This window comes from Micromonospora sp. NPDC048830 (assembly GCF_043198215.1).
Taxonomy (GTDB): Bacteria; Actinomycetota; Actinomycetes; order Mycobacteriales; family Micromonosporaceae; genus Micromonospora.
In genome coordinates, this window is sequence record NZ_JBICUP010000003.1 from 243,569 (window position 1) to 267,431 (window position 23,863).

General features: G+C 72.7%; 19 protein-coding genes and 2 pseudogenes. 6 read left to right on the forward strand and 15 right to left on the reverse strand.

The features are described from left to right. Nucleotides 1–7: 7 nt before the first annotated feature. From ACGFIZ_RS05215 to ACGFIZ_RS05240, 6 genes and pseudogenes are all read right to left on the reverse strand, one after another. On the reverse strand, nucleotides 8–3,400 hold the full coding sequence (locus ACGFIZ_RS05215; RefSeq protein ID WP_393416064.1) for an SDR family NAD(P)-dependent oxidoreductase: 3,393 nt from the start codon (nucleotides 3,398–3,400) through the stop codon (nucleotides 8–10). Nucleotides 3,401–4,324: 924 nt separating this feature from the next. Beyond that, nucleotides 4,325–6,685 (reverse strand): annotated as a pseudogene (locus ACGFIZ_RS05220) (type I polyketide synthase); the annotation flags it as partial. Continuing rightward, a complete protein-coding gene (locus ACGFIZ_RS05225; protein ID WP_393416066.1) occupies nucleotides 6,682–7,536 on the reverse strand; it encodes a phosphopantetheine-binding protein in 855 nt (284 codons plus the stop codon). The gene ACGFIZ_RS05225 and the pseudogene ACGFIZ_RS05220, both read right to left, overlap by 4 nt. Nucleotides 7,537–7,720: 184 nt before the next feature. Continuing rightward, nucleotides 7,721–10,648, reverse strand: a pseudogene (locus ACGFIZ_RS05230) (amino acid adenylation domain-containing protein); the annotation flags it as partial. 117 nt (nucleotides 10,649–10,765) lie between these two features. Next, the gene (locus ACGFIZ_RS05235) at nucleotides 10,766–11,029 is read right to left on the reverse strand and encodes a type B 50S ribosomal protein L31 (protein ID WP_393416012.1); all 264 of its coding nucleotides are present in this window, start codon (nucleotides 11,027–11,029) and stop codon (nucleotides 10,766–10,768) included. Then, nucleotides 11,026–12,312, reverse strand: a complete 1,287-nt coding sequence (locus ACGFIZ_RS05240) for a CobW family GTP-binding protein (RefSeq protein WP_393416015.1) — start codon at nucleotides 12,310–12,312, stop codon at nucleotides 11,026–11,028. Before ACGFIZ_RS05240 ends, ACGFIZ_RS05235 begins: the two co-directional genes overlap by 4 nt. A 262-nt stretch (nucleotides 12,313–12,574) precedes the next feature. Between ACGFIZ_RS05240 and rpmB the strand changes: the two genes are divergently transcribed. From rpmB to rpsN, 3 genes are read left to right on the forward strand one after another with little or no spacing between them, the layout of a single operon-like run. Next, the gene (gene rpmB, locus ACGFIZ_RS05245; RefSeq protein ID WP_089006389.1) at nucleotides 12,575–12,811 is read left to right on the forward strand and encodes a 50S ribosomal protein L28; all 237 of its coding nucleotides are present in this window, start codon (nucleotides 12,575–12,577) and stop codon (nucleotides 12,809–12,811) included. Then, nucleotides 12,811–12,978 carry a 50S ribosomal protein L33 gene (rpmG, locus tag ACGFIZ_RS05250; RefSeq protein WP_013287204.1) on the forward strand — a complete coding sequence of 56 codons (168 nt, stop codon included), beginning with the start codon at nucleotides 12,811–12,813 and terminating at the stop codon, nucleotides 12,976–12,978. Before rpmB ends, rpmG begins: the two co-directional genes overlap by 1 nt. Before the next feature lies 1 nt (nucleotide 12,979). Then, the gene (gene rpsN, locus ACGFIZ_RS05255) at nucleotides 12,980–13,285 is read left to right on the forward strand and encodes a 30S ribosomal protein S14 (protein WP_393416017.1); all 306 of its coding nucleotides are present in this window, start codon (nucleotides 12,980–12,982) and stop codon (nucleotides 13,283–13,285) included. A gap of 293 nt (nucleotides 13,286–13,578) precedes the next feature. On the opposite strand, the gene ACGFIZ_RS05260 is transcribed toward rpsN, so the two are convergent. Beyond that, nucleotides 13,579–14,952, reverse strand: a complete 1,374-nt coding sequence (locus ACGFIZ_RS05260) for an MFS transporter (protein WP_393416019.1) — start codon at nucleotides 14,950–14,952, stop codon at nucleotides 13,579–13,581. A 59-nt stretch (nucleotides 14,953–15,011) separates the two neighbouring features. Here ACGFIZ_RS05260 and ACGFIZ_RS05265 point away from each other — a divergent pair, with 59 nt between their 5' ends. After that, entirely contained in the window at nucleotides 15,012–15,395 is a 384-nt protein-coding gene (locus ACGFIZ_RS05265) for a TetR/AcrR family transcriptional regulator (protein WP_393416021.1), read from the forward strand. Nucleotides 15,396–15,452: 57 nt separating this feature from the next. Here ACGFIZ_RS05265 and ACGFIZ_RS05270 read toward each other — a convergent pair whose 3' ends face one another. From ACGFIZ_RS05270 to ACGFIZ_RS05290, 5 genes are read right to left on the reverse strand one after another with little or no spacing between them, the layout of a single operon-like run. Then, entirely contained in the window at nucleotides 15,453–15,737 is a 285-nt protein-coding gene (locus tag ACGFIZ_RS05270) for an ArsR/SmtB family transcription factor (protein WP_393416023.1), read from the reverse strand. Beyond that, on the reverse strand, nucleotides 15,734–16,564 hold the full coding sequence (locus ACGFIZ_RS05275; protein ID WP_393416026.1) for a metal ABC transporter permease: 831 nt from the start codon (nucleotides 16,562–16,564) through the stop codon (nucleotides 15,734–15,736). The genes ACGFIZ_RS05270 and ACGFIZ_RS05275 overlap by 4 nt, the downstream gene beginning before the upstream one ends. Then, the gene (locus ACGFIZ_RS05280) at nucleotides 16,561–17,430 is read right to left on the reverse strand and encodes a metal ABC transporter permease (protein WP_393416028.1); all 870 of its coding nucleotides are present in this window, start codon (nucleotides 17,428–17,430) and stop codon (nucleotides 16,561–16,563) included. The genes ACGFIZ_RS05275 and ACGFIZ_RS05280 overlap by 4 nt, the downstream gene beginning before the upstream one ends. A 4-nt stretch (nucleotides 17,431–17,434) precedes the next feature. Continuing rightward, entirely contained in the window at nucleotides 17,435–18,205 is a 771-nt protein-coding gene (locus tag ACGFIZ_RS05285) for a metal ABC transporter ATP-binding protein (protein ID WP_393416030.1), read from the reverse strand. After that, a complete protein-coding gene (locus tag ACGFIZ_RS05290; RefSeq protein WP_393416032.1) occupies nucleotides 18,198–19,142 on the reverse strand; it encodes a metal ABC transporter substrate-binding protein in 945 nt (314 codons plus the stop codon). Before ACGFIZ_RS05290 ends, ACGFIZ_RS05285 begins: the two co-directional genes overlap by 8 nt. Before the next feature lie 116 nt (nucleotides 19,143–19,258). Here ACGFIZ_RS05290 and ACGFIZ_RS05295 point away from each other — a divergent pair, with 116 nt between their 5' ends. Continuing rightward, entirely contained in the window at nucleotides 19,259–19,543 is a 285-nt protein-coding gene (locus ACGFIZ_RS05295; protein WP_393416034.1) for a zinc ribbon domain-containing protein, read from the forward strand. Nucleotides 19,544–19,914: 371 nt separating this feature from the next. Next, entirely contained in the window at nucleotides 19,915–20,307 is a 393-nt protein-coding gene (locus ACGFIZ_RS05300) for a Fur family transcriptional regulator (protein WP_393416068.1), read from the forward strand. A 16-nt stretch (nucleotides 20,308–20,323) separates the two neighbouring features. On the opposite strand, the gene ACGFIZ_RS05305 is transcribed toward ACGFIZ_RS05300, so the two are convergent. The 3 genes from ACGFIZ_RS05305 to ACGFIZ_RS05315 all read right to left on the reverse strand — a co-directional run bounded on the left by ACGFIZ_RS05305 (nucleotide 20,324) and on the right by ACGFIZ_RS05315 (nucleotide 22,857). Next, on the reverse strand, nucleotides 20,324–21,298 hold the full coding sequence (locus ACGFIZ_RS05305) for an ATP-binding protein (RefSeq protein ID WP_393416036.1): 975 nt from the start codon (nucleotides 21,296–21,298) through the stop codon (nucleotides 20,324–20,326). A 139-nt stretch (nucleotides 21,299–21,437) separates the two neighbouring features. Further along, nucleotides 21,438–22,475 (reverse strand): LLM class flavin-dependent oxidoreductase, encoded by a 1,038-nt coding sequence (locus tag ACGFIZ_RS05310; protein ID WP_393416038.1) that lies wholly within the window; start codon nucleotides 22,473–22,475, stop codon nucleotides 21,438–21,440. Continuing rightward, nucleotides 22,465–22,857, reverse strand: coding sequence for an SCO5389 family protein (locus tag ACGFIZ_RS05315; RefSeq protein ID WP_393416040.1), 393 nt, complete (start codon nucleotides 22,855–22,857; stop codon nucleotides 22,465–22,467). The genes ACGFIZ_RS05310 and ACGFIZ_RS05315 overlap by 11 nt, the downstream gene beginning before the upstream one ends. Nucleotides 22,858–23,863: the final 1,006 nt, after the last annotated feature.

A 23,863-nucleotide genomic window follows, 5' to 3' on the forward strand; every position in this document is an offset into this window, starting at 1 on the left:
ATCACCTTCAGGATCGGATGCCGTTGTTCGTGGACAGGTGCGGGTGCAGCGCTTCGTTGATCGCGTCGGCGACGGCGGCGACCGCGGGGCGGCGCAGCACCGAGTAGTGGTGGGCGTCGACGCCGACGACGCGCAGCGGACCGGTCAGATGCCGGGCCCAGCCCAGGGCGGCTTCGCCGGGTGGGGTGTCGTCGACGCCCATGCCGATGCCGGAGTTGCGCGGCGCCGGCTGCTCGGCGCGTACCAGCAGGGTGGTGGTGTCGGTGGCGTCGAGCCGGGCCGGCTCGTGGGCGGCCAGGGCCCGCAGGTGGCGGTCGAGGACCGCCAGTCGGTCGCGGACCTGCTCGCCGCGGCCGAGCAGCCGGTGGGCACGCAGCCGCCGTTCGGCGTGGCCGTATCGGTCGTCCTCGGTGGCGGCGGCCAGCCGGTCCCGCAGGCCGGGCCGGGTGCTGTCCAGGTCGATGCCGAGGTAGGCCTCCAGCGCGCCGAGATGGCGGACGACCAGATCGGCCTGCACCTGCGGCGGCGTGCCGGAAATCGGGCGGATGTGGGTCGGGTCGTTGGAGTCCACCATGGCCAGCAGCGGCACCGGCGTGCCGTCGGCGTGGGCCTGGCGGGCCATCTCCTGGGCGACGCTGCCGCCCATCGACCAGCCGCCGATCAGGTACGGGCCGGCCGGTTGCAGCCGCCGCACCACGGCCAGGTACAGCGCGGCGAGGTCGGCGACGGTGTCCGGTGCTGCCGCGCCGACCAGGGCCGGGTCGGTCAGCGCCACCACGTTCACCCGCTCGTCGAGCAGCCGGGCCAGCTCGGTGTAGCACAGGATGTCTCCGCCGGACGGATGCATCAGGAACAGCCTGTGCGCTCCGGTGCCGGCGCGGATCGGCAGCGCGACGTCCGGCAGCTCGGCCAGTGCCGGCCGGTACGTGACCGGTGCCGGGCGGCTGTGGGAGCCGGCGGCCGGCTGGTCGGTCCAGGCGTCCGCGTCGTCGGCCAGGCGGGTCAGCGCGGTGGCGTAGGCGTCGAACGCCGCCTGGACCTGACCGGGGTCGAGGACCGGTTCGAGGGCGTCCCACTGCAGCCACAGCTCGCCGCCCTGTTCGAGCACCTGATGGTCGAGCAGGGTCTGCGGGGTCTGGCTCACCCCGTAGACCTGCCGGCCGGCCCACTGCAGGTCGTGGTCCTCGCCGATCATGTCGGCCACACCGAGGGCGCTGGTGAACACCACCGGCACCGACGCGAGCTGTCCTCCGGCGGCGGAGCGTTCGGTCAGGGCGTCCAGCGCGGAGAACTCCCGGTGGTCCAGGTCGGCGAACAGCCGCTGCTGCGCTGCGGCGGCCCGCCCGACGAACGGCGCCGGTGCGCGCCGGTCCACCTCGTGCACGATCAGGGAGGTGAAGTCACCGACGACCGCACCCGCGCCGGGCAGGTCGTCCGGCCGGTCGAACAGGGTGAGCATGACGCTGAACCGGTCACTGCCGGACCACTCCTGCAGGGCGTCGGCGTAGGCGGCCAGCAGCACCGCGTTCGGAGTGAGCCGGTGCCGCGCGGCGTGCCGTTGCAGCGCCCGCCACCGGGTCGGGGACAGCCGGGCGGTGCGACGCACGAACCGGGCGGCGGTGTGCTCGGCCACCGGCAGGGCCGGCGCCGGTGGCAGGCCGGGCAGCCGCTGCCGCCAGTACGCGGCAGCCTTCGCCGCGGCCGGGCCGGCGCGGCGGGCATCGAGCGCCGCCACGCAGGCGGCGGGGTGCACCACCGGCGCCGGCAAGGGAACGTGCGGATCGGTGTAGAAGGCGCGCAGGTCCCGGTCGATCAGCCACCAGCTCGACGCGTCGCAGATCAGCACGTCGACGCCGATGAACAGCCGGACCGCGCCGTCGGGCAGGCGGGCGGCCTGCACGGTGAACAGCGGCCACGTCTCCGGTGGGCCGGGCCGGGTGGAGATCCGCTCGCGCAGCGCGGCCAGGCGGTGCTGTCGGTGCTCATCGTCGGCGCCGGTCAGATCGTGGACCCGGACGCGGTAGGCGGGCAGGTCGTCGAGAACGCGCATGCGGCCCTGGGTGGTGACGACGGCCCGCAGCATCGGGTGCCGGTCGATCACCTGCCGCCACGCCTGCTGATAGCGGTCGAGGTCGAGGTTCGGGCAGTCGTACTCCAGGTAGAAATGGCAGGGCCGGTCTCCCCACCGGTAGCCACCGGCGCGGCCGACCCAGTAGGCGTGCTGTACTCGCGTGAGCGGGAACGTGCCGTCCGCGTCGACGCCCGATGGACCAGCCGGCGACGGCAGCGCCACCGCCGCGGGTTCGGCTGCCGGGACACCGGCGGCCGGGTTCAGCAGCGTGGCCAGGCCGGCGACGGTCGGGTGGTCGAGCAGGTCACGCAGGCGCAGGTCGGCACCGAACCGGTCGCGCAGCTCGGCGAGCATCCGCGTCGCCAGCAGGGAGTGGCCGCCGAGGGCGAAGAAGTCGGCCGTCGGGCTGTCGACCGGGCTGCCCGTCAACCGCGCCCACACGTCGGCGACCGCGCGTTCGACCGCCGTCAGCGCCGATTCCGCCGACGCGACCGGTGCGGCCGGCGCGGCCTGCGCTCCGGCCCGGGCCGCAGCGGCCATCGCCGTGACCAGGTCGCGGTGGGACACCGCCACCACCGGTGGTGCGGTGACCGCGCCGCGGAGCCGGTCGAGGGCGGCGAGGCCGCTGGCGGCGTCCAGGGTGCTCGTCAGCGTGACGGCGGCGTCTTCGCGGTGGGCGCTGGTGCGCCAGCCGTCCCACGCCACGGCCAGCCACCGGGTCCGTCCGGTGGGGGCGGTGTGGGCGTACGCCTCCAGGGCGGCGTTGGCCGCCGCGTACGGGCCGGTGCCGACGCCGCCGAGCATGGTGGCCGCCGAGGACATCAGCAGCACCAGACCGGGTCGACGCTCGTCCGGCAGCGCGGCGACGGCGTCGCGCAGGACACCTGCGCCGGTCAGCTTGGGCGCGAGATGCCAGTTGACGTCGGCGGGTGCGGTGTCGCGCAGCATCACCCACCGGTCGTCGCCGACTGCTGCGGCGGCGTGCACCAGCAGCGCGAGCGGTCCTCGGTCGGACAGCTCTGCGAGCAGGGCGACGGTGGCGGCAGCGTCGGTGACGTCGAGCCGCCGCACCGTGACGTCGGCGCCGCCGTCGCGCAGCGCGGTCAACGCCCGGCCACGGTCGCTGTCCGGCGGCGGTTCGCCGTGCCGGGAGGTGAGCACCACGCGGTGGCCGGCGCCGGTGAGGTGACCGGCGATGGTCAGGCCGACCTCGCCGAGCCCGCCGACGATCACCGCTGTCCCTGCGGTGGCCTCGGAGTCCCCGGCTGCTGGGCGCCACGACACGGCGGTGCGCCGCCAGCGTTGCTCGCCGCGGACAGCCACCTCCATGCCCGACCCGGTACCGTCGGCGAGATCCGCCGCCTCGGCGACCACGTGGGCCGCGACCGTCCCGGTGCCGTCGTCGCCGCTGATGTCGATGGTGCGCCACCGAAGCCCGCGCCGCTCCTGGGCGATGACGCGGGGCAGCACGCGGGCCGCGGCACCGGCGGGATCCGGCCGTTCTGCCGGCAGGACGGCGAGGGCGTTGCGGGTGACCTGGACGAGCAGCGGGACCGGGGCCGCGGCGAGCCGGCCGGCCAGCGTGGCGGCGCGGACCACCTCAGCCGCCACGGCACCGATGCCGGCGCCCGCACCAGCACCAGCAGCGGCACCAGCACCAGCAGCGGCACCAGCACCAGCAGCGGCACCAGCACCAGCAGCGGCACCAGCACCAGCAGCGGCGCCGGCGTCGGCATCCACGATGTCCTCGCCGACCGGCGCGCCGGGTAGGACGATCAGTCCGGCCCACGCCGGCTCGTCCTGGGCCGCGAGGTCGCTGTCGGCGTCGCAGGTGCGGGCCGCGCCACCGGCGGCGCGGACAGCGTCGACGACCGCCCGGGCGAGCCGCTGGTCGACGCCGGGCACGACGAGCCAGTTGCCGGGCAGCCGCGGCGCGGCTGGTGCCGGGGGCTGTTGGTGCCACACCGGCACGAGCAGCGGCTCGTCGGTGTCGGTCTGGCCGTCGCCGGCGCTGCTGCTGGTGTCCGCCGGGTCCATCCACAGGCGCCGGCGTTGGAAGGCGTACCCGGGCGCGGTGACCTTGCGACGGCCCGGCAGGTGCAGGGCGGCGAGGTCGACCGGCGTGCCGTGGCACCACAGGCCGCCGACCGCCTCCCGCAGGGTGACCGCGTCGGCGCCCGGCTCGTCGGCCGGCAGCGTCGCGAGCGCGTCGCGCAGGGCGGCCAACCCGTGCCGTCGGGCGAGGGTCACCAGCGCGGCACCCGGCCCGGCCTGCACCAGCACGGCCGGGGCGTCTCCGACGGCGGCGCGGAGCGCCTCGGAGAACCTGACCGGTTGGCGCAGCTGCCGCACCCAGTAGCCGGGGTCGGTCAGCTCGGCGTCGGCGAGGGCGCCGGTGACGGTCGACGCGTACTCGACGCGTGGCCGCCGCGGGCGGATCGTGTCGGCCGCCGCACGCAGCGCAGGCAGGGCCGGCTCGACCAGCCGGGAGTGCAGCCCGGCGGACACCCGCAGGCGGGTCACCGCGACGCCGTCGGACTGCAGCGCCTCCTCCAGCGCCTGCAGCGGCGCCGCCGGGCCGGCAACGACGCACGCGTCCGGCGCGTTGAGCACCGCCAGGTCGAGCGCCGGGTGCCCGGCGAGCAGCCCGGTCACCTCCCGGGCGGGCAGCGGCACCGCCAGCATCGCCCCGCCACCGGCGGACCGGGCGACGTGCGTGCACCGCACGGCGATCAGGCGGGCGGCCTCAGGCAGGCTCAACACTCCGGCGGCGACGGCGGCCGCGTACTCGCCGACGCTGTGGCCCAGCACCACGTCCGGTCGGACACCCCAGCTGTCGAGCAGTCGGGCGGTGGCGACCGAGACGGCGAACAGCGCCGGCAACCCGAACGCGGCGTCGGCCAGCCGCGCCGGGTCCGTGTCCGGGCGCAGCGCCGCGCGCACGTCGGCGCCGAGCTCGCCGGCGAGCAGGTCGGCGCATGTGTCCACGGCGGCGGCGAAGACGGGTTCCTGCTCGTAGAGCTGCCCACCCATGCCGGCGAACGCGCTGCCGGCGCCGGGGAAGGCGAACACCAGCCGGGGTGGCCGCGTCGCCGCGGCCACCGGCGCCGACATCCGCCGCCGTCGCCCGACATCCGCTACGCCGGCCACTCGATGCGGGCCGTGCGCGCGCCCCACCTGCAGCGTGTACGCGACGTCGGCCAGCCGTTCGTCGGCCGGCACCGCGACCAGCGCGGCCCCCGTGGCGGCGGCCGCCTGCGGGGTGTGGCCGGACGCGACGAGCAACTGCGGCCGCCCGTCCGGGGCCGACGGCGGCTGGTGCGGTGCGGGGCCGAGCACCACATGGCAGTTGGTGCCGCCGATGCCGAACGAGCTGACCCCGGCGTACGGCGCGGCCGGCCACGGCCGGGTCTCGGTGACGACGTCGAACGGTGAGCCGTCCAGGCCGAGCAGGTCGTTGACCGGCTTGGCGTGCAGCGATTCCGGCACGATCCCGTGAAAGCGGGCCAGCACGGTCTTGATGAACGACGCGATGCCGGCGGCGGAGTTGGCGTGGCCGACGTTGCCCTTCACCGAGCCGAGCCCGCACCAGGCCGGCCCGTCGGCGCCGAAGACCCGCCGTAGCGCCGCCACCTCGACGGGGTCGCCGAGCCGGGTGGCGGTGCCGTGCGCCTCCACGTAACCGACCTGGCGTGGCTCGACACCGGCGACCGCGAGGGCCTCGGCCACGACGCGGGCCTGCCCGCGTACCGACGGGGCGGTGAATCCGGCCTTGTCCGCGCCGTCGTTGTTGACCGCGCTGCCGTGCAGCACCGCGAGCACCGGGTCGCCGTCGGCGAGGGCGTCGGCCAGCCGGCGCAGCACCACCACGCCGGCGCCCTGGCTGTAGACGATGCCAGTGCCGCGGGCGGAGAACGGGCGGACCCGCCCGTCGGCGGAGAAGATCCCGTCCGGGACGTGCCGGTAGCCGCGGCCCTGCGGCACGATCAGCGACACCCCGCCGGCCAGCGCGGTGTCGCACTCCTCGGCCAGCAGCGACTGCGCGGCCAGGTGCACCGCGACCAGGGAGGTGGAGCAGGTGGTGTTGACCGCGATCGCCGGCCCGGTCAGGTTGAGCCGGTACGCGACCTGCAGCGGCAGGTAGTCGGTGTGGGTGCTGATCGCGGTCTGCAGGCTGCCGCCCGGGTCGGCGCCGCCGCCCGTGGGGTCCCACCGGCCGGCGAGGTTACTGGTCAGGTACGCGCTGTGCGCCGCGCCGGCGAACACGGCGACCGCACCGGCGTCGCGGCCCCCGCCGTGCCCGGCCTGCTCCAGGGCCTGCCAGCAGCACTCCAGGAAAAGCCGCTGCTGCGGGTCGAGCAGCGCGGCCTCGGCGTCGGTGAGCCCGAACGGCACCGGGTCGAACAGCTCCTGCCCCTCGATCAGCCCACCGACCGGCACGTAGGCCGGGTCACGGCGCAGCCGCCGCGGCACACCCCGGTCGGCCAACTCCTCGTCGGTGAACCGGGTCAGCCCCTCGCGGCCGTCGACGAGCAGCCGCCAGAAGGCGTCGACGTCGACCGCGCCGGGAAACCGGCAGGACGCGGCGGTGACCGCGATCGGCCCGCCGGTCATCGGGCGGCCTCCGCCGCGACGGCCCGAGCCTGCCGCCGGCCCGCCGGCCGCGGCGCCACGCCGGCGGGCGGCTGCGGCGGTTCTCCGGCAGGGGAGTGGGTGCCGGCATCGAGGGGACCGGGGGCGGCGACCAACGCGGGAAGGCCCTGATTCCCGGCGGCGGTGGGTGCGCCGCCGGACCGTCGGGCGGTGAGGTGGCGTGCCAGGTCGCGCACCGTGGGATGGGTGAACAGGTCGACCACCGCCAGGTCGCCGCCGACCTCGGCGGCCAGCCTCCGGTGGGCGCGAACCAGGGTCAGCGAGGTGGCGCCGAGCCGGAAGAACGGGGTGGTGACGTCGACCGGCGCGCCCAGCAGGTCGCCGAGAACGGCCGCGATGCCGCGCTCCAGCTCCGGGTCCGGCAGGTCGGCGATGTGTGGGGCGAGCGCGGGTTCGAGCGTGGTTGCCGGTTTGTCGACGGCCGGCGGCGCCGAGCGGGCGGTGACGGCGAGCTCCAGCAGCGCGTCGTCGGCCAGGCGGGGCGTCATCTCGTACCCGTCGGCGAGGGGCAGGGGGCCGCCGGCCGCCAGGGCGGCCGCCGCCGCCAGGGCCGCGGCTGGGTCCAGGCGCCCCGGGTGCACGGTGACGCGTAGCTGTAGACCCAGGCGCGCGGCGTCCTGCAGCAACGCCGGCAACCGGCCGGCGCCAGGCGGCGGTGCAAGCGGAGCTTCGCCGGCCCCGGTGTCGCCGGTTGCGACGGCGGCAGCCGGGACCGAGGCAGCCTCGTACGGGTTCGGCAGGGCGGCGTAGTCGACCTTGCCGTTCTCGGTCACCGGCAGCGCGGCCAGGCGGACGAACTGGCTCGGCACCATGTAGTCCGGCAGGCTGGCCCGCAGCCGGGCGGCCAGCTCCTCGTCGCTCGGCGCGGCGTCCGGGGTCGGCGGCCGCGACGTAGACCACCAGGCGGGGACGGCCGTCCGGGCCGGGTACGGAGCGGGCCACGCACTGCCGCACGCCGGGCGCCCGGTCGAGCACGGATTCGATCTCGCCCAGCTCGATGCGGTGGCCGCGGATCTTGACCTGCCGGTCGACCCGGCCGAGGAACTCGATGGTGCCGTCGGGCCGCCACCGACCGAGGTCACCGGTGCGGTAGACGCGGCGGCGCAGCACCGGGTGGGTGGAGAAGCGGTGTGCGGTCTGTTCCGGGTCGCCGATGTAGCCGCGGGCCACCCCGTCACCGCCGATGTACAGCTCCCCGGCATGCCCGACGGGGCATGGCCGGCCGTTGTCGTCGAGGACGTGGAACGACTGGCCGCGCAGCGCGCGCCCGTACGGGATGCTCGGCCACGACGGGTCGACCGGGCCGATCGGGTAGCAGATCGACCAGATCGCGCCTTCGGTGGCGCCGCCGAGGCTGACCACCTGCGCCCCGGGAGCCAGGGCCCGCAGCCGGTCGGGCAGGGTGACCGGGATCCAGTCACCGGACAGCAGCACCAGCCGCAGCGCCGACAGCGCGGCCGTGGCCGCGTCCGGGTCGATCTCGGCGTACTCGACGAGCATCTCCAGCAGCGCCGGGGCGGTGTTCCACACGGTGACCCGGTGACGGTGCATCAGGTCCAGCCAGTGGCCCGGGTCGCGCTGCCGGGCCGGATCCGGCAACACCATCGCCGCGCCGGCGCCGAGGACGGCGAACACGTCGTACACCGACAGGTCGAAGCTCATCGCCGACAGTGCCAGGACCCGGTCGTCGACGGTCAGCGGGAACCGGTCGGCCAGGTCGTCGAGGGTGGTGCGGGCCTGCCGGTGCTCCACCGCGACGCCCTTGGGCCGCCCGGTCGAGCCGGAGGTGAAGATGGTGTACGCCAGATCGTCCGGTGCCGCCCGGCGGCGGTCGTCGATCTGCGGCGCCGGCAGGGCGCCGTCCGGTTGCGGTTGGTGCACCCGCACCCCGTCGGGCCACGACGGGTGCGCCTCGCCGACCACGAGGGCGTGCCGGATGCCGGCCTGGCTGCACACCGAGGCGATGCGGGGCGCCGGCCAGGTCGGCTCCACGGGGACATAGCCGGCCCCGCTGGCCGTGACACCGAGGACGGCGGCGATCTGTGCGGCGCCCTTGGGCGCCGCCACCGCCACCAGGTCGCCGGGCCCGACACCCAGGCTGGTCAGCGCCGCGGCCGTGCGCCTGGCGCGCGCCGCGAGGTCGCCGTGCGTCACCGGGCCGCCGTCGCCGAGCAGCGCGACCGCGTCCGGCGCCAGCGCGGCGGCTGCCCGCAGCGGATCGTCGATCAGCGGCCCCGCATCGCCGAACGGCGCACGGTCCAGCGGCTCGTCCGGCAGGAACGACGGATCCCACCCCAGCGCCGGATCGGACCAGGCGGCCTCATCGTCGGCGAGACGCCTCAGGAGGCGCAGGTGCGCATCGCGCATCGCGGCGGCGAAGCCGTCGGGCAGGCAGCCGTCGACGGTGTCCCAGGCGATCCGCAGGCGGTCGGCCTCGTCCCACACGATGTGGTCGACGAGCACCTGCGGGGTCTGCGACACCCCGAACACCTCCCGCCCGAGCCAGGCGGTCGGTCCCGCGCCGTCGCCGCCCAGGCCCACACCGCTGGTGAACACCACCGGGTACGCCGGGGTGAGGTCGCCGTCGCGGTGTTCGCGCAGCACCTCGACGGCGGAGACGGAGCGGTGGTCCAGGTCCGTCCAGAACCGGCGGTTCACCACGGCGGCGTACGAGCCGAACCCGTCCCACGCGGTGAGGTCGACGGCCGGGGACTCGCTCAGCACGGTGGTGGTGAAGTCGCCCACGACGGCATCGAGGCCGGCATCATCGGGCCGGTCGAACAGCGTGGTGTTCAGACAGAACGGCGCGGTGGCACCCCAGCGGTGCAGCACCAGCGCGCACGCGGCCAGCAGCACCGCCGTCGCGGACATGCCACGGGCCGCGGCGCGGCGCCGCAGACCTGCCCACTGCTGGTCGGTCAGCTCGGCGGCGTACCGGGTGAAACGCGGCACGCCGAGGTCGGCGGCCGCCTTCGCCCATGGCAGGGCCGGACCGGGCGGCAGGGCCGGCACCCGCTGCGACCAGTAGTCGTGATCGGCGGCCCGCCGCACCGCCTCAGCCGGATCGAGTTCGCGGCGGGCCAGCACCGCCGCGAACGTGGTGGACACCTCCGCCAGGTCCGCGTCGGGGTCAGCGGTGAGCTGCCCCCACTCGCGCATCAGCCGCATCCAGCTCGCCATGTCCAGCGCGATGATGTCCATCCCCACGAACAGGCGAGTCCGCCCGTCCGGCAGCAGCGCCGCCCGCACGTCGAACAGCGGCCACACCTCAACCGGCCGTAGCTGGTGGGAAAACTGGTGCCGCAGCCGGGCAAGCTCACCGGCGACGTCCTCGTCGTCGCGGGCGCGCAGGTCGACCACCGCGATGCGGTAGGGCGGCGCCGCGGGCAGGATGTGCTGCCGCGCGTCGGCGTCGACCACCATCCGCAGCATGGGATGACGGGCGACCAGCCGGTTCCAGCCCGCCTCCAGCCGCAGCACGTCCAGTTCCGGATCGCCCGCGGGCTGCCGGTCGTACTCGAAGTAGAAGAAGGTCGCCACGCCGCCCAGCGGGAAGGACGGGTCTCGGCCCACCAGATAGGCGGCCTGGACCGCGGTGAGGGGGAACGCCTCGCGTCCGGAGTCGGCGGAGACGGTTACCTGCTCCGGCACGCTTCGGATCGAGTCGGTGGCCTGCTGGCGTGCCGACTCCACTGCGGCCGCGACCGTGCGTGGTGTCGCCCCGTCCAGGAAGACGGTCAGCGGCAGGTCGGCGTCGAGATCCTCGCGCAGCCGGCGCCGCAGCCGCACGGCCGTGAACGACTCCAGGCCCAGCTCGGTGAGCCGCACATCGGGCTGCACCTGTAGCGGGTCGAGATCGAGCACCTCCGCCAGGCAGGCGCTTACGGCCTCCAGGCACTCGGCTGGCCGGTACGGCTGGGTCATACGTCTCCCTCTCAGGGCGGCGGCTTCGGGCTAGCACTAGAACACGAAACCGAAAACTGTTTCCAATAGCGGCGCGGGCTCGGGGTGCGTGCACCGCCCAGCCGATACGCGCCGCGGTCATCGTGGCTGCTGCGGTCCGCGGCGGGCGTACTTGGCGCGGAACTTCTCCACCCGGCCCTCGGTGTCGAGCAGGCGCTGCTTGCCGGTCCAGAAGGGGTGGCTGGCGGAGGAGATCTGCACGTCGATGACGGGGTAGGTGTGGCCGTCCGTCCACTCGATCGTCTGGTCGCTCGTGGCCGTGGAGCGGGTGAGGAAGGCGAAGTCGGCGGCGCGGTCGCGGTAGACGACGGGTTTGTAGCTGGGGTGGATGTCGGGCCTCATACGGGTTCTCCTTCGGTGTCGGTCGGGTCGAGGTCGGCGAGTGGGAAGCAGCCGGTGAACGGATCGTCGTAGCCGCGCCAGGTGTCCTCACCGTCCGCGAGTTCGGCGTCGGTGAGCAGGCAGCCGGCGAGGGTGCGGTGCAGGCCGGCGGGGTCGAGGTCGAGGCCGATGAAGACGAGGTGCTGGTGCCGGTCGCCGTAGTAGAGGTCCCAGTCGAGGGTGGCGGCGAGCCGGCGGTGGTCGGACGCCTCGTCCCAGTGCCGGTCGGGGAGGGCGGCCAGCCAGCGGCCGAGGGAGCCGAGGCTGAGGCCGCCGCCGGCGAAGTCCCAGGCGATGACGCTGTCCGGTTGGCTGGCCAGCCACAGGTGCCCCCGGGAGCGGATCACCTCGGCGTTGACCTCCTCGAGGACGTCGTGTAGCCGTCGTGGGTGGAAGGGGCGGCGGGCGCGGAAGACCACGGACACCACTCCGCAGTCGGGGTGCGGATCGTGCAGGCCGAGGCTGTAGCCCTCCAACCCGCGGGTCAGGACACCGGGGATCTCGGGGCGGTGCCGACTGGTGCCGCGCAGCTGGCGGGCCAGCGTGCTGGCGTCGATGACCTCACCGTCGACCCGCACCTGGGTCGCCCACGGCGCCATGCGCTCCAGCAGCACCGACAGCCGGCTGGTGTCGTACGGGCCCTCCCGCGACTGTCCCCACAGCACGAGGGTGTCGGCGTACTCGATCTGGCGGACGACGACGTCGGCGAGCCCGCGGTCGTCGTTGTCGGCGGTGTGGATGCCGAGGGCCTTGAGGCCGTCGGTGCTGGCCAGCCCGTCGAGCAGGTGCTCGGCGTCGACGACGGTGACGTACGAGTCGACGTGCAGCAGGTCGGTGATCGGCGCGCCGTCGACCAGGCAGTGCGCGCAGACCGCGGCGACGGCTTCCGGCTCGACCACCTCCGGCAGCATCAGCACCAGGTCCCGGCGTGGGTGGGCACGCGCCAGCCGGGCAAGGGTCGGCAGTACGTCCTCGCGCAGGGTGCAGGAGACACAGCCGTGCGCGAGCGTGATGCGCTCGTCCTCGAGTATTCCCTCGCGGTCGCGCACGATGCGGTGGACGGTGCCGGCCCCTAGGCCGGCGAGGTCGTGGCGGATCAGCAGCAGCGACGGGTCCGCCGCGAGCAGGCTGCGGGCCACGGCGTACGTGGCGGACGGCCAGAAGCCACTGAGCACGGTCAACGACGGTCGGGCGTCGGACGCCGGAACTCCGGCGTTGGCCGGTGCGAGCGGGGACGTCGACATCACGGTCCTCTCGACTTAGTCGAAAACGATTGTCATTATAGGCATGTGGTCGACGGCGGGCGGCAGGCAAGGTCTTCTCGCAGGAAAGTGCCGGGTTGGCCCGGTGGCGTCGGTGGTCGTGGGCGATCTGCCCGTGGCGTCGGGAATCGTCCCGGCTCGCCGGCGTCGGCCGAGGTCGTTCGGGGACCCCGGGCGGAGGCTGCCGACCGGCCACGGTAAGAATGAAAACCGTTATCGTTAAGGCAAACCTTGAGGAGTGCTTGTGTCCCGTCGCTGTGATGTCACCGGCGCGAAGCCGAGCTTCGGCAACGCCGTGTCCCACTCCCACCGGCGCACCCGCCGCCGGTGGAACCCCAACCTGCAGAACCACCGCTACTGGCTGCCCTCGGAGCGACGCTGGGTCCGCCTGACGCTGACCGCCAAGGCGCTGAAGACCGTGGACCGCAAGGGCATCGAAAAGGTCGTCGCGGAGCTGCGCGCCCAGGGGGTGACGGTCTGATGGCCCGGCAGACCGACGTCCGCCCGATCGTCCGGCTGCGCAGCACCGCCGGCACCGGCTACACGTACGTCACCCGCAAGAACCGCCGCAACGACCCCGACCGACTGGTGCTGCGCAAGTACGACCCGGTCGTCCGCCGGCACGTCGAGTTCCGAGAGGCGCGCTGACATGGCCCGCAAGAGCCTCGCCAACCGGCAGGCCCGCCGCGCCGACCTGGTCACTCGCCACGCGCAGCGCCGCGCCGAGCTGAAGCGGACCATCGCCCACCCGGACACCGACCCGGCGGTGCGGGACGACGCCGTCCGCCAACTGGCGCGGCTGCCCCGCGACTCCAGCCCGGTGCGGCTACGCAACCGCGACGTCATCGACGGCCGACCGCGAGGTGTGCTGACCCGCTTCGGGCTGTCGCGGGTGCGGTTCCGGGAGATGGCGCTGCGGGGCGAACTGCCGGGGATCCGCAAGGCGTCCTGGTGACGACGCCACCCGCCGCGCTGACGTCCGAATCGACGACGTCGGCGCAACTTGGTGCGGGTGCACGACGAGGAATGACCAGGCCGTAGGCCGCGAGACACGGACGGATTCCATCGACCGGGAGGAGGGCCGCCGGCGTGGTGTTCGCGCCGGCGGCAGTCTCGACCGCCGGACGGCTGGTGCGGTCGCCGACCCTTGTGAACGCCCGCACCGGTAGCGGCGCGGGCGCTCGTCCTTCGCGGCTGCCGACACATCCGAAGCGTGGTGGGTCAGCAGGAGAAGTGGTGGCGCACCGATTATCGATGCTCTCCGGGGCCATCAGACCTGCGTCCAGCGGCCACCAGGGCAACGAGGGCGACCAGGGAGCCGACGATCATGTATACCGCGACCGGCCAGAAACCTTTCGCCCAGGCGTACAGCCCGGCCGCCACGAATGGTGCGGGAGCGCTGGTCAACACCGCGTTCAGCTGATACGACAGGGCAATGCCGGAGTAGCGTACCGGAGCGTCGAACAACTCGGCGAGAAAGCTCGTCAGGACGCCGAAGGTCACTGCCGTGCCGACCGCCACCACCAACAACAGCGCCAGGCCCACCAGCACGGGATCGCCTGTTTCGAACAGCCAGAAGAACGGGAACGCGATGAGTGCCATGTACACCGCGCCGGCCTTGAGCACCCGGATCCGGCCCAGCCGGTCGGACAAGGCGCCGAGCAGCGGGATCAGCGGTACCGCCACCAGCGCCGCGACCACCGTACCGGCCAGGATCATCTGCGGCGACATGCCGAGTTGCTTCGGTCCATAGGACAGGGTGAACACGGTGGCGATGTAGAACGGGATGGTCCCCGCCGTCAGCGCACCCATCCCGATCAACAGGGCCCGCTTGTGGTGCCGCAGGATGACGGCGATCGGGACGGCGGCCCGCTGCCCCGACTTGCGGATCTCGCGGAACTCCGGCGTCTCCAGTACCCGCAGCCGGACATAGAGTCCGACCAGCAGCAACACTGCGCTGGCCAGGAACGGGATGCGCCAGCCCCAGCTCAGAAGCGAGTTCCCGGTCAGGTGAACCACCAACAGATAGGCCGCACTGGCCAGCGCCAGGCCTGCGTTCACCCCCTGTGTCGGCCACGAGCCGTAGTAGCCGCGACGCTTGGCGGGCGCGGGTTCGACAGCTATGAGGATGGCGCCGCCCAGTTCGCCGCCGGCCGACAGCCCTTGCACCAGCCGGGCGATCACCAGCAGGGCTGGCGCCCAGATCCCGATCGCACTGTAGGTGGGCAACAGGCCGATGACACTCGTGCCGACGGCCATTATCAGCAGCGTGAGGATGAGCGTCGCTTTTCGCCCGATCCGGTCCCCGATATGTCCGAACAGCACGCCGCCTAGCGGTCGGGCGACAAAGGCCACGGCGAAGGCTGCGAGGGAAGCGAGGGTGCCCGCCGTCGGATTGAGTCGGGGAAAGAACAGACGGTCGAACACGGTCGCCGTGACCAGCCCGAACAGGAAGAAGTCATACCATTCAATAGCGGTCCCGACGAAACTTGCCGCCGTCGACCGCCGTAGTTGCGCGGCGGTCGACGCGGATCTGCTCCGCGCGTCGGTCGGCTCAGCGGGCATGCCCGGATTGTCGCATTTTTGGTAGCTTGCCATATCGCTCTTGCGGAAGAAGTCCAACGCGGCGCGCAACCTGGCGGCGACGCCCAGGACCCCGGCGCCGACGACATCGGCGCGCGGTGGACATCTCCCGACCCGCGCTCTACCGGCACTTCGCCAACAAGGAGGCGATCCTGGGAGACATGCTGGTTGGCGTCAGCGAACGGCTGCTGACCGAGGCGCGCCGCCGGACAGCAGGCCTCGACGACCTGACCGCGGTCCTCGCCACGCTGGTCGACTGGCACGTCGAGTTCGCCCTCGACCAGCCAGCCCTCATCGTCGTCCAAAGCCGCGACCTCGCCAGCCTCGGCGAGGCCGATCGGTGCCGGGTCCGCCGCTTGCAACGCAACTACGTCGAGATCTGGGCGACTGCGATCCGCGCGGTCGCCCCCGGTACGGACGAGCAGGCGGCGCGAGCCGCCGCTCACGCCGTCTTCGGATTGATCAACTCCCCGCCGCGATGAAACAGGAAGCCTCACGGGCGACCGTGGGAATCTCCGCCCATCAGGGCCGGGAGGATGTCAACTGCAGTGCTTGAGCACGTCCAGGACGAGAGATACGGCGGGGACGCTGGTGAGCGCGTATTGCATCCGGCCCTGCTGGCGGTAGCGGCGTACGAGGCGGGCGTGGCGCAGGTGCCGAAGCTGGTGCGACACGTGCGGGGCGGGTAGCTGCAGTACGCCCGAAAGTTCGGTGACGCAGGCGTCGGCTCGCGTGAGCTGCAGCAGGATGCGGATGCGCGCCGGGTGGGCGATGGTGCGTAGCAGCTCGCTGATCTCCTCGATCGAGGCGGGTTCGGCGGTCACGTCGCGCTGAGGAAGATCGTGCGGAACCCGTCGCGCAGGCGGTGCGCCGCCAGCGACACGAGCAGGACGGCGGCGGCGGCCAGCGAGATGCTGCCACCGGCAGCAACATCCCACAGCCGGGAGAACCACAGTCCCGCGACCGCGCTGCCGGCACCGAGTGTGGCGGCGAGAGCGGTCATGGGGGCGAGACGGTCGGTCCAGGCGCGGGCGGCCGCGGCGGGGGCGACGATCAGCGCCAGGGCGAGGATGGTGCCGACGGCAGGCACGATCGCGACGACGACGAGGTCGACCAGCAGCAGGAGAGCGAGGTCGAGCAGCCGGACGCGGTACCCGGCGGCGCGGGCGCCGGCGGGATCAAAACCGACGTACAGCAGGTGCCGGCCCCCGACGGTGAGCGCGACCGTGGTGATGGCCAGCAGGGCGGCGGTCACGACCAGGTTCTCGGTGGTGACGGTGAGGATCGAGCCGACGAGGAAGGCGGACAGGTCCCGGCTGAAACCGTTCTGGGTGGCGACCAGCGCGACGCCGAGCGCGAAGCCGGCGGAGAGGATGACCCCGGTCGCGGCGGTGGTCTCTTGGCCGCGGGTACGTGCCAGGGCGGCGACGGCGGCGGCGGTCAGCAACCCGGCGACCACGCCGCCGAGGTAGATGTTGATGCCGAGGATGGAGGCGGCGACCACGCCGGGAAACGTGGCGTGGGCCATGGTCATGGTGAAGAACGACAGCCGGCGCAGCACGACGTGCACGCCGACCAGTCCGGTGAGCATCCCGACGGCGACGGCTTCGACCAGGGCGCGGCCGAAGGTGTCCTGAAGTAGCCAGCTCACCGGGTCACCGTCGCAGTGGGTGGGGTCGGCGGGCGGCGGGGGTGGCCGGCGAGCAGGGCGAGCAGGTAGCAGGCCACGAGGGTGAGCACCACCGCGGCGGCGGAGGTGAGCCGGACGCCGTACCGGACGGAGGTGGTCCAGCTGGCCAGCAGGCCCAGGTAGGCGGCAAGACCGGTGACGGCGGTGGCGATCACGGCCATGGCGGTGAGCCGGTCGGTCAGCAGGCGCGCGGTGGCGGCGGGCACGATGAGCAGGGCGACCACCAGGATGGTGCCGACGGCCTGCACGGCGGCGACGACGACCAGCGCGACGGCCGTGTTGAGCCCGAGATCCAGCAGGGTGAGGCGGTAGCCGGCGGTGGCGGCGGCGATGGGGTCGAAGGCCCGCAGGACCAGCGGCCGGGCGGTGACGGCGAGGCCGGTGAGCACGATCGCGGCCAGCACGGCGGTCTGCGCGAGCTGGGCGGGGGTGACGGTGAGCAGCCGGCCGAACAGGAACGCGGTCAGGTCGCTGGTGTAGGAGTGTTGCCGGGATACGAGCACGACGCCGAGGGAGAACATGGCGGTCAGCAGCACGGCCACGGTGGTGTCGTCGCTGAGCAGACCCCAGCGGGTGAGCCCGGTGAGCGCTACCGCGGTCAGCAGGGCGGCGACGAGCGCGCCGCCGGCGATGCCGGTCCAGCCGGCGACGAGGAATCCGAGGACCACGCCGGGGAAGACGGTGTGGGTCAGCGCGTCGGCGACGAAGGCCAGCCGGCGCAGGAAGACCAGTACGCTGACCGGCCCGCACACCACGGCGAGCAGGAGCAGCTCGGCGAGGGCGCGGCCCATGAACGGCACGCTGAACGGCGCGACGAGACCACTCATGCCGTCACCGCCCGGGCCGCGCGGCGTGCAGGTCGGCGGCCTGGCTGCCGTAGCCGTAGGCGCCGGGCAGCTCCGCGAGGACCTGTTCGGTGGGACCGGTGACGGCGCGGCCGCCGCGGATGAGGCAGGCGGTGTCGGCGAGGTCGCGGGTCAGGCGCAGGTCGTGGGTACTGAGCAGAACGGCGGTGCCGGCGGCGGCGAGGTCCCGCAGTTGCGTCACGATGACGTCCTGGCTGGTGACGTCGAGACCGTTGAAGGGTTCGTCCATCAGCATCAGTCGGGCCTGGGCGGCGATGGCGCGAGCGAGCAGGACCCGTTGGCGTTGGCCTCCGGACAGCAGCCCGAAGCGGGTGCGCGCACGGTCGGCCAGCCCGACTCGCGCCAGCGCGTCTGCGGCGATGGCACGGTCGGTCGCGCGGATCTGCCGTAGCCAGCGGGCGGGCCGGTAGCGGCCCATGAGCACGACGTCGGCGGCGGTGACGGGGAAGTCCGCGTCGAGGGTGTCGACCTGCGGCACGTAGGCGGCCGCGCCGCGGGCGCGCCGCGCTGGTCGTCCGCCGACGGTGATCGTGCCGGCGAGGATGTCGGCGAGGCCGACGACGGCCTTGATGAGGGTGGACTTGCCGGCGCCGTTGGCGCCGACGAGGGCGACGACCTGGCCGGGCGCCACCGTGAGATTCACGTCGGTGAGGACGGCGTGGCGCCGGTAGCCGACGCCGGCCTGCGCGAGGTGCAGGGCGGAATCGGCTACCGGCGCGGCGGTGGGTTCAGCCACCGAGGGCTGCCACGATGGTGTCGGTGTTGTGTTCCTCGGCCCCGAGGTAGGTGCCCTGGGGGGTGCCTTCGGGGCCGAGGCTGTCGCCGTAGAGGGCGTCCTCCCCGCCGACCACCTTCACGCCTGCCTGGCGGGCGATCGCCTCGGCGGCCTTGGGCGGTAGGGAACTCTCGCTGAAGATCGCCTTGGTGCCGGTGGCCTTGATCTTCACCACGAGGTCGCTGATCTGGGTGGCGGACAGCTCGGCGCTGGTGTCCAGACTGGGGATCACCGCGCCGATGAACTGCAGCTGGTAGCGGTCGATGTAGTAGCCGAACGCGTCGTGGTTGGTGACCAGCTTGCGGTCGTCCGCTGGCAGGGCGGCGAGCTTGCGCTCGTTGTCGGCGTCGAGCTTGTCGAGCTTCGCCGCGTACGCCTGGAAGTTCGCGCGGTAGGTGTCGGCATGGCCGGGGTCGGCGGTGACGAGGGCCTTCGTGATGTTCTCCGCCATGATTTTGGCGTGGCGGGGGTTGTGCCAGATGTGCGGGTCGCCGTCCTTCGTCTCTTCGTCGCCGGGGTCGCCCCTGCGCAGGGCCACTCCCTGTGAGGTGTCGACGACGGTGCCCTTGAAGCCGGCCGAGGAGATGGTGGCGTCGAGCCATTCCTCGAGCCCGACGCCGTTCTTGATGACGAGTGTGGCGGCCCCGATGGCCTGGATGTCGGCGGGGGTGGGCTCGTAGTCGTGGGGGTCGACGTTCGGCTTGATGATCTGGGTGACGTTGACGGCGTCGCCGCCGACGTTGCGCGTGAAGTCGGCGACCTCAGGCGTCGTGGCGACCACCGCGATAGTGCCGTTCTTCGCCGCGGTCGCGGTGCCAGTGTCAGCACCGCAGCCGGCAGCGGCGCCGATCGCCGCGATCGCCAGGACGGCGCCGAGCATTCGAATGGATGGGGTCACAACCGCTCCTTGCTCATCGGTTTAGCGGAACGGTAGTCATGTGCAATAAGCGCGTCTAGCTGTCAGGTGCTCATATCAACACCCGTGCAACGATCGCCGGCCCACCCTCGTACGGCGTGGGCCGCGCCAAGCTGGCCCTGTCCGAGCGCGAGTACCACTGCCAGGCGTGCGGCCTGGTCCTCAATCGAGATCTCAACGCCTCGCTCAATCTGGCCGCCCTCACGGCCAGGCACGACACCGCCGGGAGTGGCCCGGTGGCAGCACGTGGAGCCGACCAGAAGACCCGCGTACGCGGGCGGGTGGCCATGAAGCGTGAACCCGGCACGACACCAGTCGGTCAGACCGGGACCGTCCCACCGCAAGGCGCGACTACCAACCGTGTGCTCACTAGAGCGCACTGAAAGGTAACGGTTAGGTGTCTCACGGGCGGATTCCTCCCAGAGCGAGCGCCCGATGACGGGCGCGGCTGAAGGGGATCATCCGCCCATTGAAAGCGGTTGTCACTAAGCGCACGAAGCGTTGTGACCTGCCCGTGACCAAGGCGCCTTCGGTGTCACATGTGCACTCGTCGCCGCTGCGAGGCGCAGGTGCCCTGACGCCACTCCTGTTCCGTTGCGCCGGCCTGCCGTTGCCGACAGCGTGAGTGTGAACATATGCGCAATGCATAATGGGTTCGGATATCACGTGACCGCCAGCGTCACGGGAGGACATGGGAGTCGGGCGTCGAGACAGGCGCCGGGACGAGCGGAGACGGCGGACGGTGACCGAGACAATGCCCGGTGCGACCCGTAACACCCGGCAGCGCGCCGAGGTGCTGGCGCTGCTGCGCGAGGTGGAGGGCTTCCACAGCGCGCAGCAGCTGCACCAGATGCTCGTCGACCGCAAGGCGCGGGTCGGCCTGACCACCGTCTACCGGACGCTGCAGATGCTGGTGGACACCGGCGAGATCGACTCGACGCGGCTGCCGGGCGGGGAGTATCTGTACCGGCGGTGTAGCCAGAGCCGGCACCATCATCACCTGGTGTGCCGGAAGTGCGGGCGTGCGGTCGAGGTCGCCGGCCCTGCCGTGGAGCGGTGGGCTGACCAGGTCGCGCGCCAACATGGTTTCACCGACGTCGGTCATACCCTGGAGATCTTCGGCACCTGCGGCAAGTGCGCCGCCTGACTGACGACTCCCTGGGTCAGCCGCCCACCACCGCGGGCTCACTGACCGCGTGCGGTCCCATCCGGAACTCCGGGTCGATCTGGTCGGTGAGGTCCGCCCCGGCGCGCTCGTTGGCCCACGCGGCGGCGTTGCGCCGGTGGAACTCATGCGCCCACCGGGTGAAGGCCGCCCAGTCCTGCGGTGTGTCGTCCACCGCCTCAACGAGCTGGGCGAGGGCTGCCTGGTTGGCGGGCTCGAGTTCGGCCAGCGGGCCGACCGTGCCCCGCTCTGCTCGGCGCACGTAGCCAGACCTGCCGAACCAGGTCAACAGATCGCCGCCGACGTGCTCGCGGAGGAACTCCACGTCGCTGGCGTCCTCGACCTTGTTCCCGACCACCGACAGGGCCACGCCGTAGTCGCGGGTGTAGCCGGCGTACTGCCGGTAGACCCCGACGCTGCGCACGGTCGGCTCGCACACCAGCACGGTGCGGTCGAAGCGGGTGAACAGCCCGGAGGCGAACGAGTCCGCGCCCGCGGTCATGTCCACCACCACGTATTCGCCGGGCCCGTCGAGCATGTGGTTGAGCAGCAGCTCCACCGCTCCCACTTTCGAGTGGTAGCAGGCCACGCCGAGATCCTCGGCGGCGAACTCGCCGGTGACCGCCAGCCGCACTCCACCGACCTCCCGTACGCAGGCGGCGTAGATCGGGTTGTCCTCGACCACCCGCAGCAGCCGTGAACCGCGCCCCGGCGGAGTCGTCTTGACCATCCGATCCGCGCTGACGATGCGGGGATTGGCCCCGCGAAGGTAGTCCTTGATGGCCGGCAGGTGCTCAGCGAGCGGCCTCACCCGCGGCGCGTCCGCATCGCCGCCGAATGCGACGGTGAGATGCTGGTTGATGTCGGCGTCGATGGCCAGCACCGGCAGGCCCTGGCCACCGAGATGCCGGACGAACAGCGCGGCGAGAGTCGTCTTGCCGCTGCCGCCCTTGCCCACGAACGCGACCTTCACCGCTGACACCCTTTCGCTCTAGTGGAAACCATTTCCATGATCGGGAGCGTACGTGATGACTCGAGCCTACCGAGCAGTATCCGGGGCGACTCGCCGTAACGGTTCGCCATCGGGCCGTTCGTCACCTTCTCGGCCCCCGCTACCGCTGGCGCAACACCTCACCGTCGAGCCGCCGAATGGTGCGCAGGGTCGTCGCGCGGTCCCCGGTCACCTCGACCAGAAACAGCAGGTGCCGCACGCCGGGAAGTGCCGCGGCCGCGTCCACGGCCGCCCGGCACCGCTGCGGCGACCCGACCGGGTGCATGGCGATCAGACGCCGGACGTACTCGTCGATGTCGGGCGGGCCGGCCGCGGCGCCGTCGAGTCGGACGTACTCCCTGGTGCCGGCCAGCAACGCCGGGAGCCGCTCTCGCACCGTCCGAGCGGCATCCGCGTCGGTGTCCTCAACGTGCGCCAGATGGGCGCTGGCGTGCGGCACCTGCGTGCTGTCGTGACCGTGCGCGGCGGCGACCTGCACGTATCGGTCGAGCAACGCCCGCTTCTCCGTCAGGTCGGCGTGCAGCCCGAGCAGCAGCGGGAGGCCGTGGCGGGCGGCGAGGTCCACGGTGGCGGGCGAGGTCGCCGCGACCCACACGGGCACTCCCCGACGGGGCCGGGGCACCACCTGCACCGGCCGGAAGGGGAACCTTTCGTTGCCGGCGACCTGCGCCGCGCCGGACAACCACCGCAGCACGATCTCCACCGCGTCGGCGAAGCCGTGCGTGCAGCGATCCAGGCCGGTGCCGAAAACCTCGAGGTCTACCCACGGCCCGCCCCGGGCGATCCCCAACCGGAACCGGCCCCCGGACAACTCGTCGAGCAGCACCGCCTCCTCCGCCAGGCTCACCGGATGCCGGACCGACAGCACACAGGCGGCGGTGCCGACGGTGATGCGGCGGGTCGCCCCGAGCAGGTGCGCGGCGAAGGTGACGGCGGACGGGCACACGCCATAGGAGATGAAGTGGTGCTCGGCGACCCAGACGCCGGCGTAACCGGCGGCCTCCGCGGCCAGGCCGTAGCGGTGCGCGTCCGCCAGTGCCTGCGCGTGCGTGCCGCCGGCGCGGTGCCCGGCGAGCAGGAACAGGTGCCATTGGACCTGCTCGCCGGGTCGCGAGGCGCCGGGCGCGTCAGCAATCACGCAGCTCCGGCGACTGGTTGAGCAGCTGTCCGCGAGTCGAGACGAACCTGCGGTACGTGTCGGAGTCCACGGCGCCGAGCCGGAACGCCGCCACCCGGTGGCAGTTCTGGAACGCCAGCTTCACCCCGAAGTGGCGCTCCAGGCCCGCCCGGATGGCGTCGCTGGCCAGCGCGCGCAGCAGTTGCCCGCGCTCCGCCTCAGTGGGCGGTGGCACGACGTTGTCAGCGAATTCGGCGCCAGACGACTCCAGGTCGGCGACCACCCGACTGACGGTGTCCCAGGCGTACGGGAGGGAGTCCCGGACGCAGGCGACGAAGGCGTCGTCATCCACGGGGCCCGTCTCGGCGGCTTCGAGCAGGGCAGGCGGCACGGTGAGAGACATGGTCCTCCTCAGGGCCTTAACGACCATGGTTGCCGTTAGCGTTACGTGCCGAGCACATCACGTCACCGGGCCCGCGTCAACAGTCGACACCTTCCCCGGCTCAGGTGGCCACTGCTGGTCGTTCCTGCTTGGGCTGGCGCCGTCGTACTACCGCCCGATGCCACGCGCTCGGTGACATCCGAATCGGAATTCATTATCGTGGTCGCGTCCGCGAGGTAGGGGGTGCGTACCTCAGGTGAGGCGGACCCGGCCGGCGGCGCTCACCCAGGGCGCACGTCGGCCGCGCAGCTTCGTGCCCCTTCGCCTTATCGTCGGCGTGACCGGGCAGCCGCCCGTCCCGGTGCCGCATCGTAGAGAAATTAGATGACTTTGGTTATCGTTGCGGCGGGTCGTTGGCGGAGCTGGTACCTCCGATAATGGATCCCTGCGGTGACGTGGCGAGCCCTCTCACCGGTGTCGCCCCGTCGCCGTGGACCGCCGCCGTACATGAGTGCGGCCCCACCATGGCCTCGACGGCACCTGAAGCGCTCCCTGAAGCTGGTGCCGCTGCCTGCTGCGAACAGTTGGTCCGGCTTTGTGGGCGATTGTCGCGGATCTGCGGCGGCTGGCGGATCTGCGGCGGCGGCTGCCGGACGCTGCGGCTGTCGGGTCCGACAGTTCGGCCTCGGAACGTAGGCGAGTCGGCGGGCAGCCGCCGGGCCGGCGCTGACCGTTACCTCCGGGTCCTGCGCCGCGAACCGCGATCGGTAACACCACGTAACGGGCGCCCCTACTTCGGCGGACCACTCCGCATCCGCTTCTGCCGAAAGTCGTGCGTCGGATCGGGCGGGCGCAGCTCGGCAGGCGCCAGTCTGGCTTACTCGGCCAGGTTTCGCGCTCGCCTGTTCGGGCCGCGAGACTGACCGAAAAATGGCTCTTGTGATGTTCTCGTGGGTGGGTTGACGCCCTGATCAACAGGGCACGCCGTGTCCCGTCTAGGTTTCTGGCTTGTCGAAGGTCAGAAACT

Bases quoted from the DNA above. Each gene is read 5' to 3' on its own strand.
- ACGFIZ_RS05240 (WP_393416015.1), bottom strand. From the start codon at position 12,312: ATGTCGACGTCCCCGCTCGCACCGGCCAACGCCGGAGTTCCGGCGTCC.
- ACGFIZ_RS05280 (WP_393416028.1), bottom strand. From the start codon at position 17,430: ATGAGTGGTCTCGTCGCGCCGTTCAGCGTGCCGTTCATGGGCCGCGCC.
- ACGFIZ_RS05225 (WP_393416066.1), bottom strand. From the start codon at position 7,536: ATGGTGCCGAGCCAGTTCGTCCGCCTGGCCGCGCTGCCGGTGACCGAG.
- ACGFIZ_RS05215 (WP_393416064.1), bottom strand. From the start codon at position 3,400: ATGGAGGTGGCTGTCCGCGGCGAGCAACGCTGGCGGCGCACCGCCGTG.
- rpmG (WP_013287204.1), top strand. From the start codon at position 12,811: ATGGCCCGGCAGACCGACGTCCGCCCGATCGTCCGGCTGCGCAGCACC.
- ACGFIZ_RS05235 (WP_393416012.1), bottom strand. From the start codon at position 11,029: ATGAGGCCCGACATCCACCCCAGCTACAAACCCGTCGTCTACCGCGAC.
- ACGFIZ_RS05300 (WP_393416068.1), top strand. From the start codon at position 19,915: ATGCCCGGTGCGACCCGTAACACCCGGCAGCGCGCCGAGGTGCTGGCG.
- rpsN (WP_393416017.1), top strand. From the start codon at position 12,980: ATGGCCCGCAAGAGCCTCGCCAACCGGCAGGCCCGCCGCGCCGACCTG.
- ACGFIZ_RS05315 (WP_393416040.1), bottom strand. From the start codon at position 22,857: ATGTCTCTCACCGTGCCGCCTGCCCTGCTCGAAGCCGCCGAGACGGGC.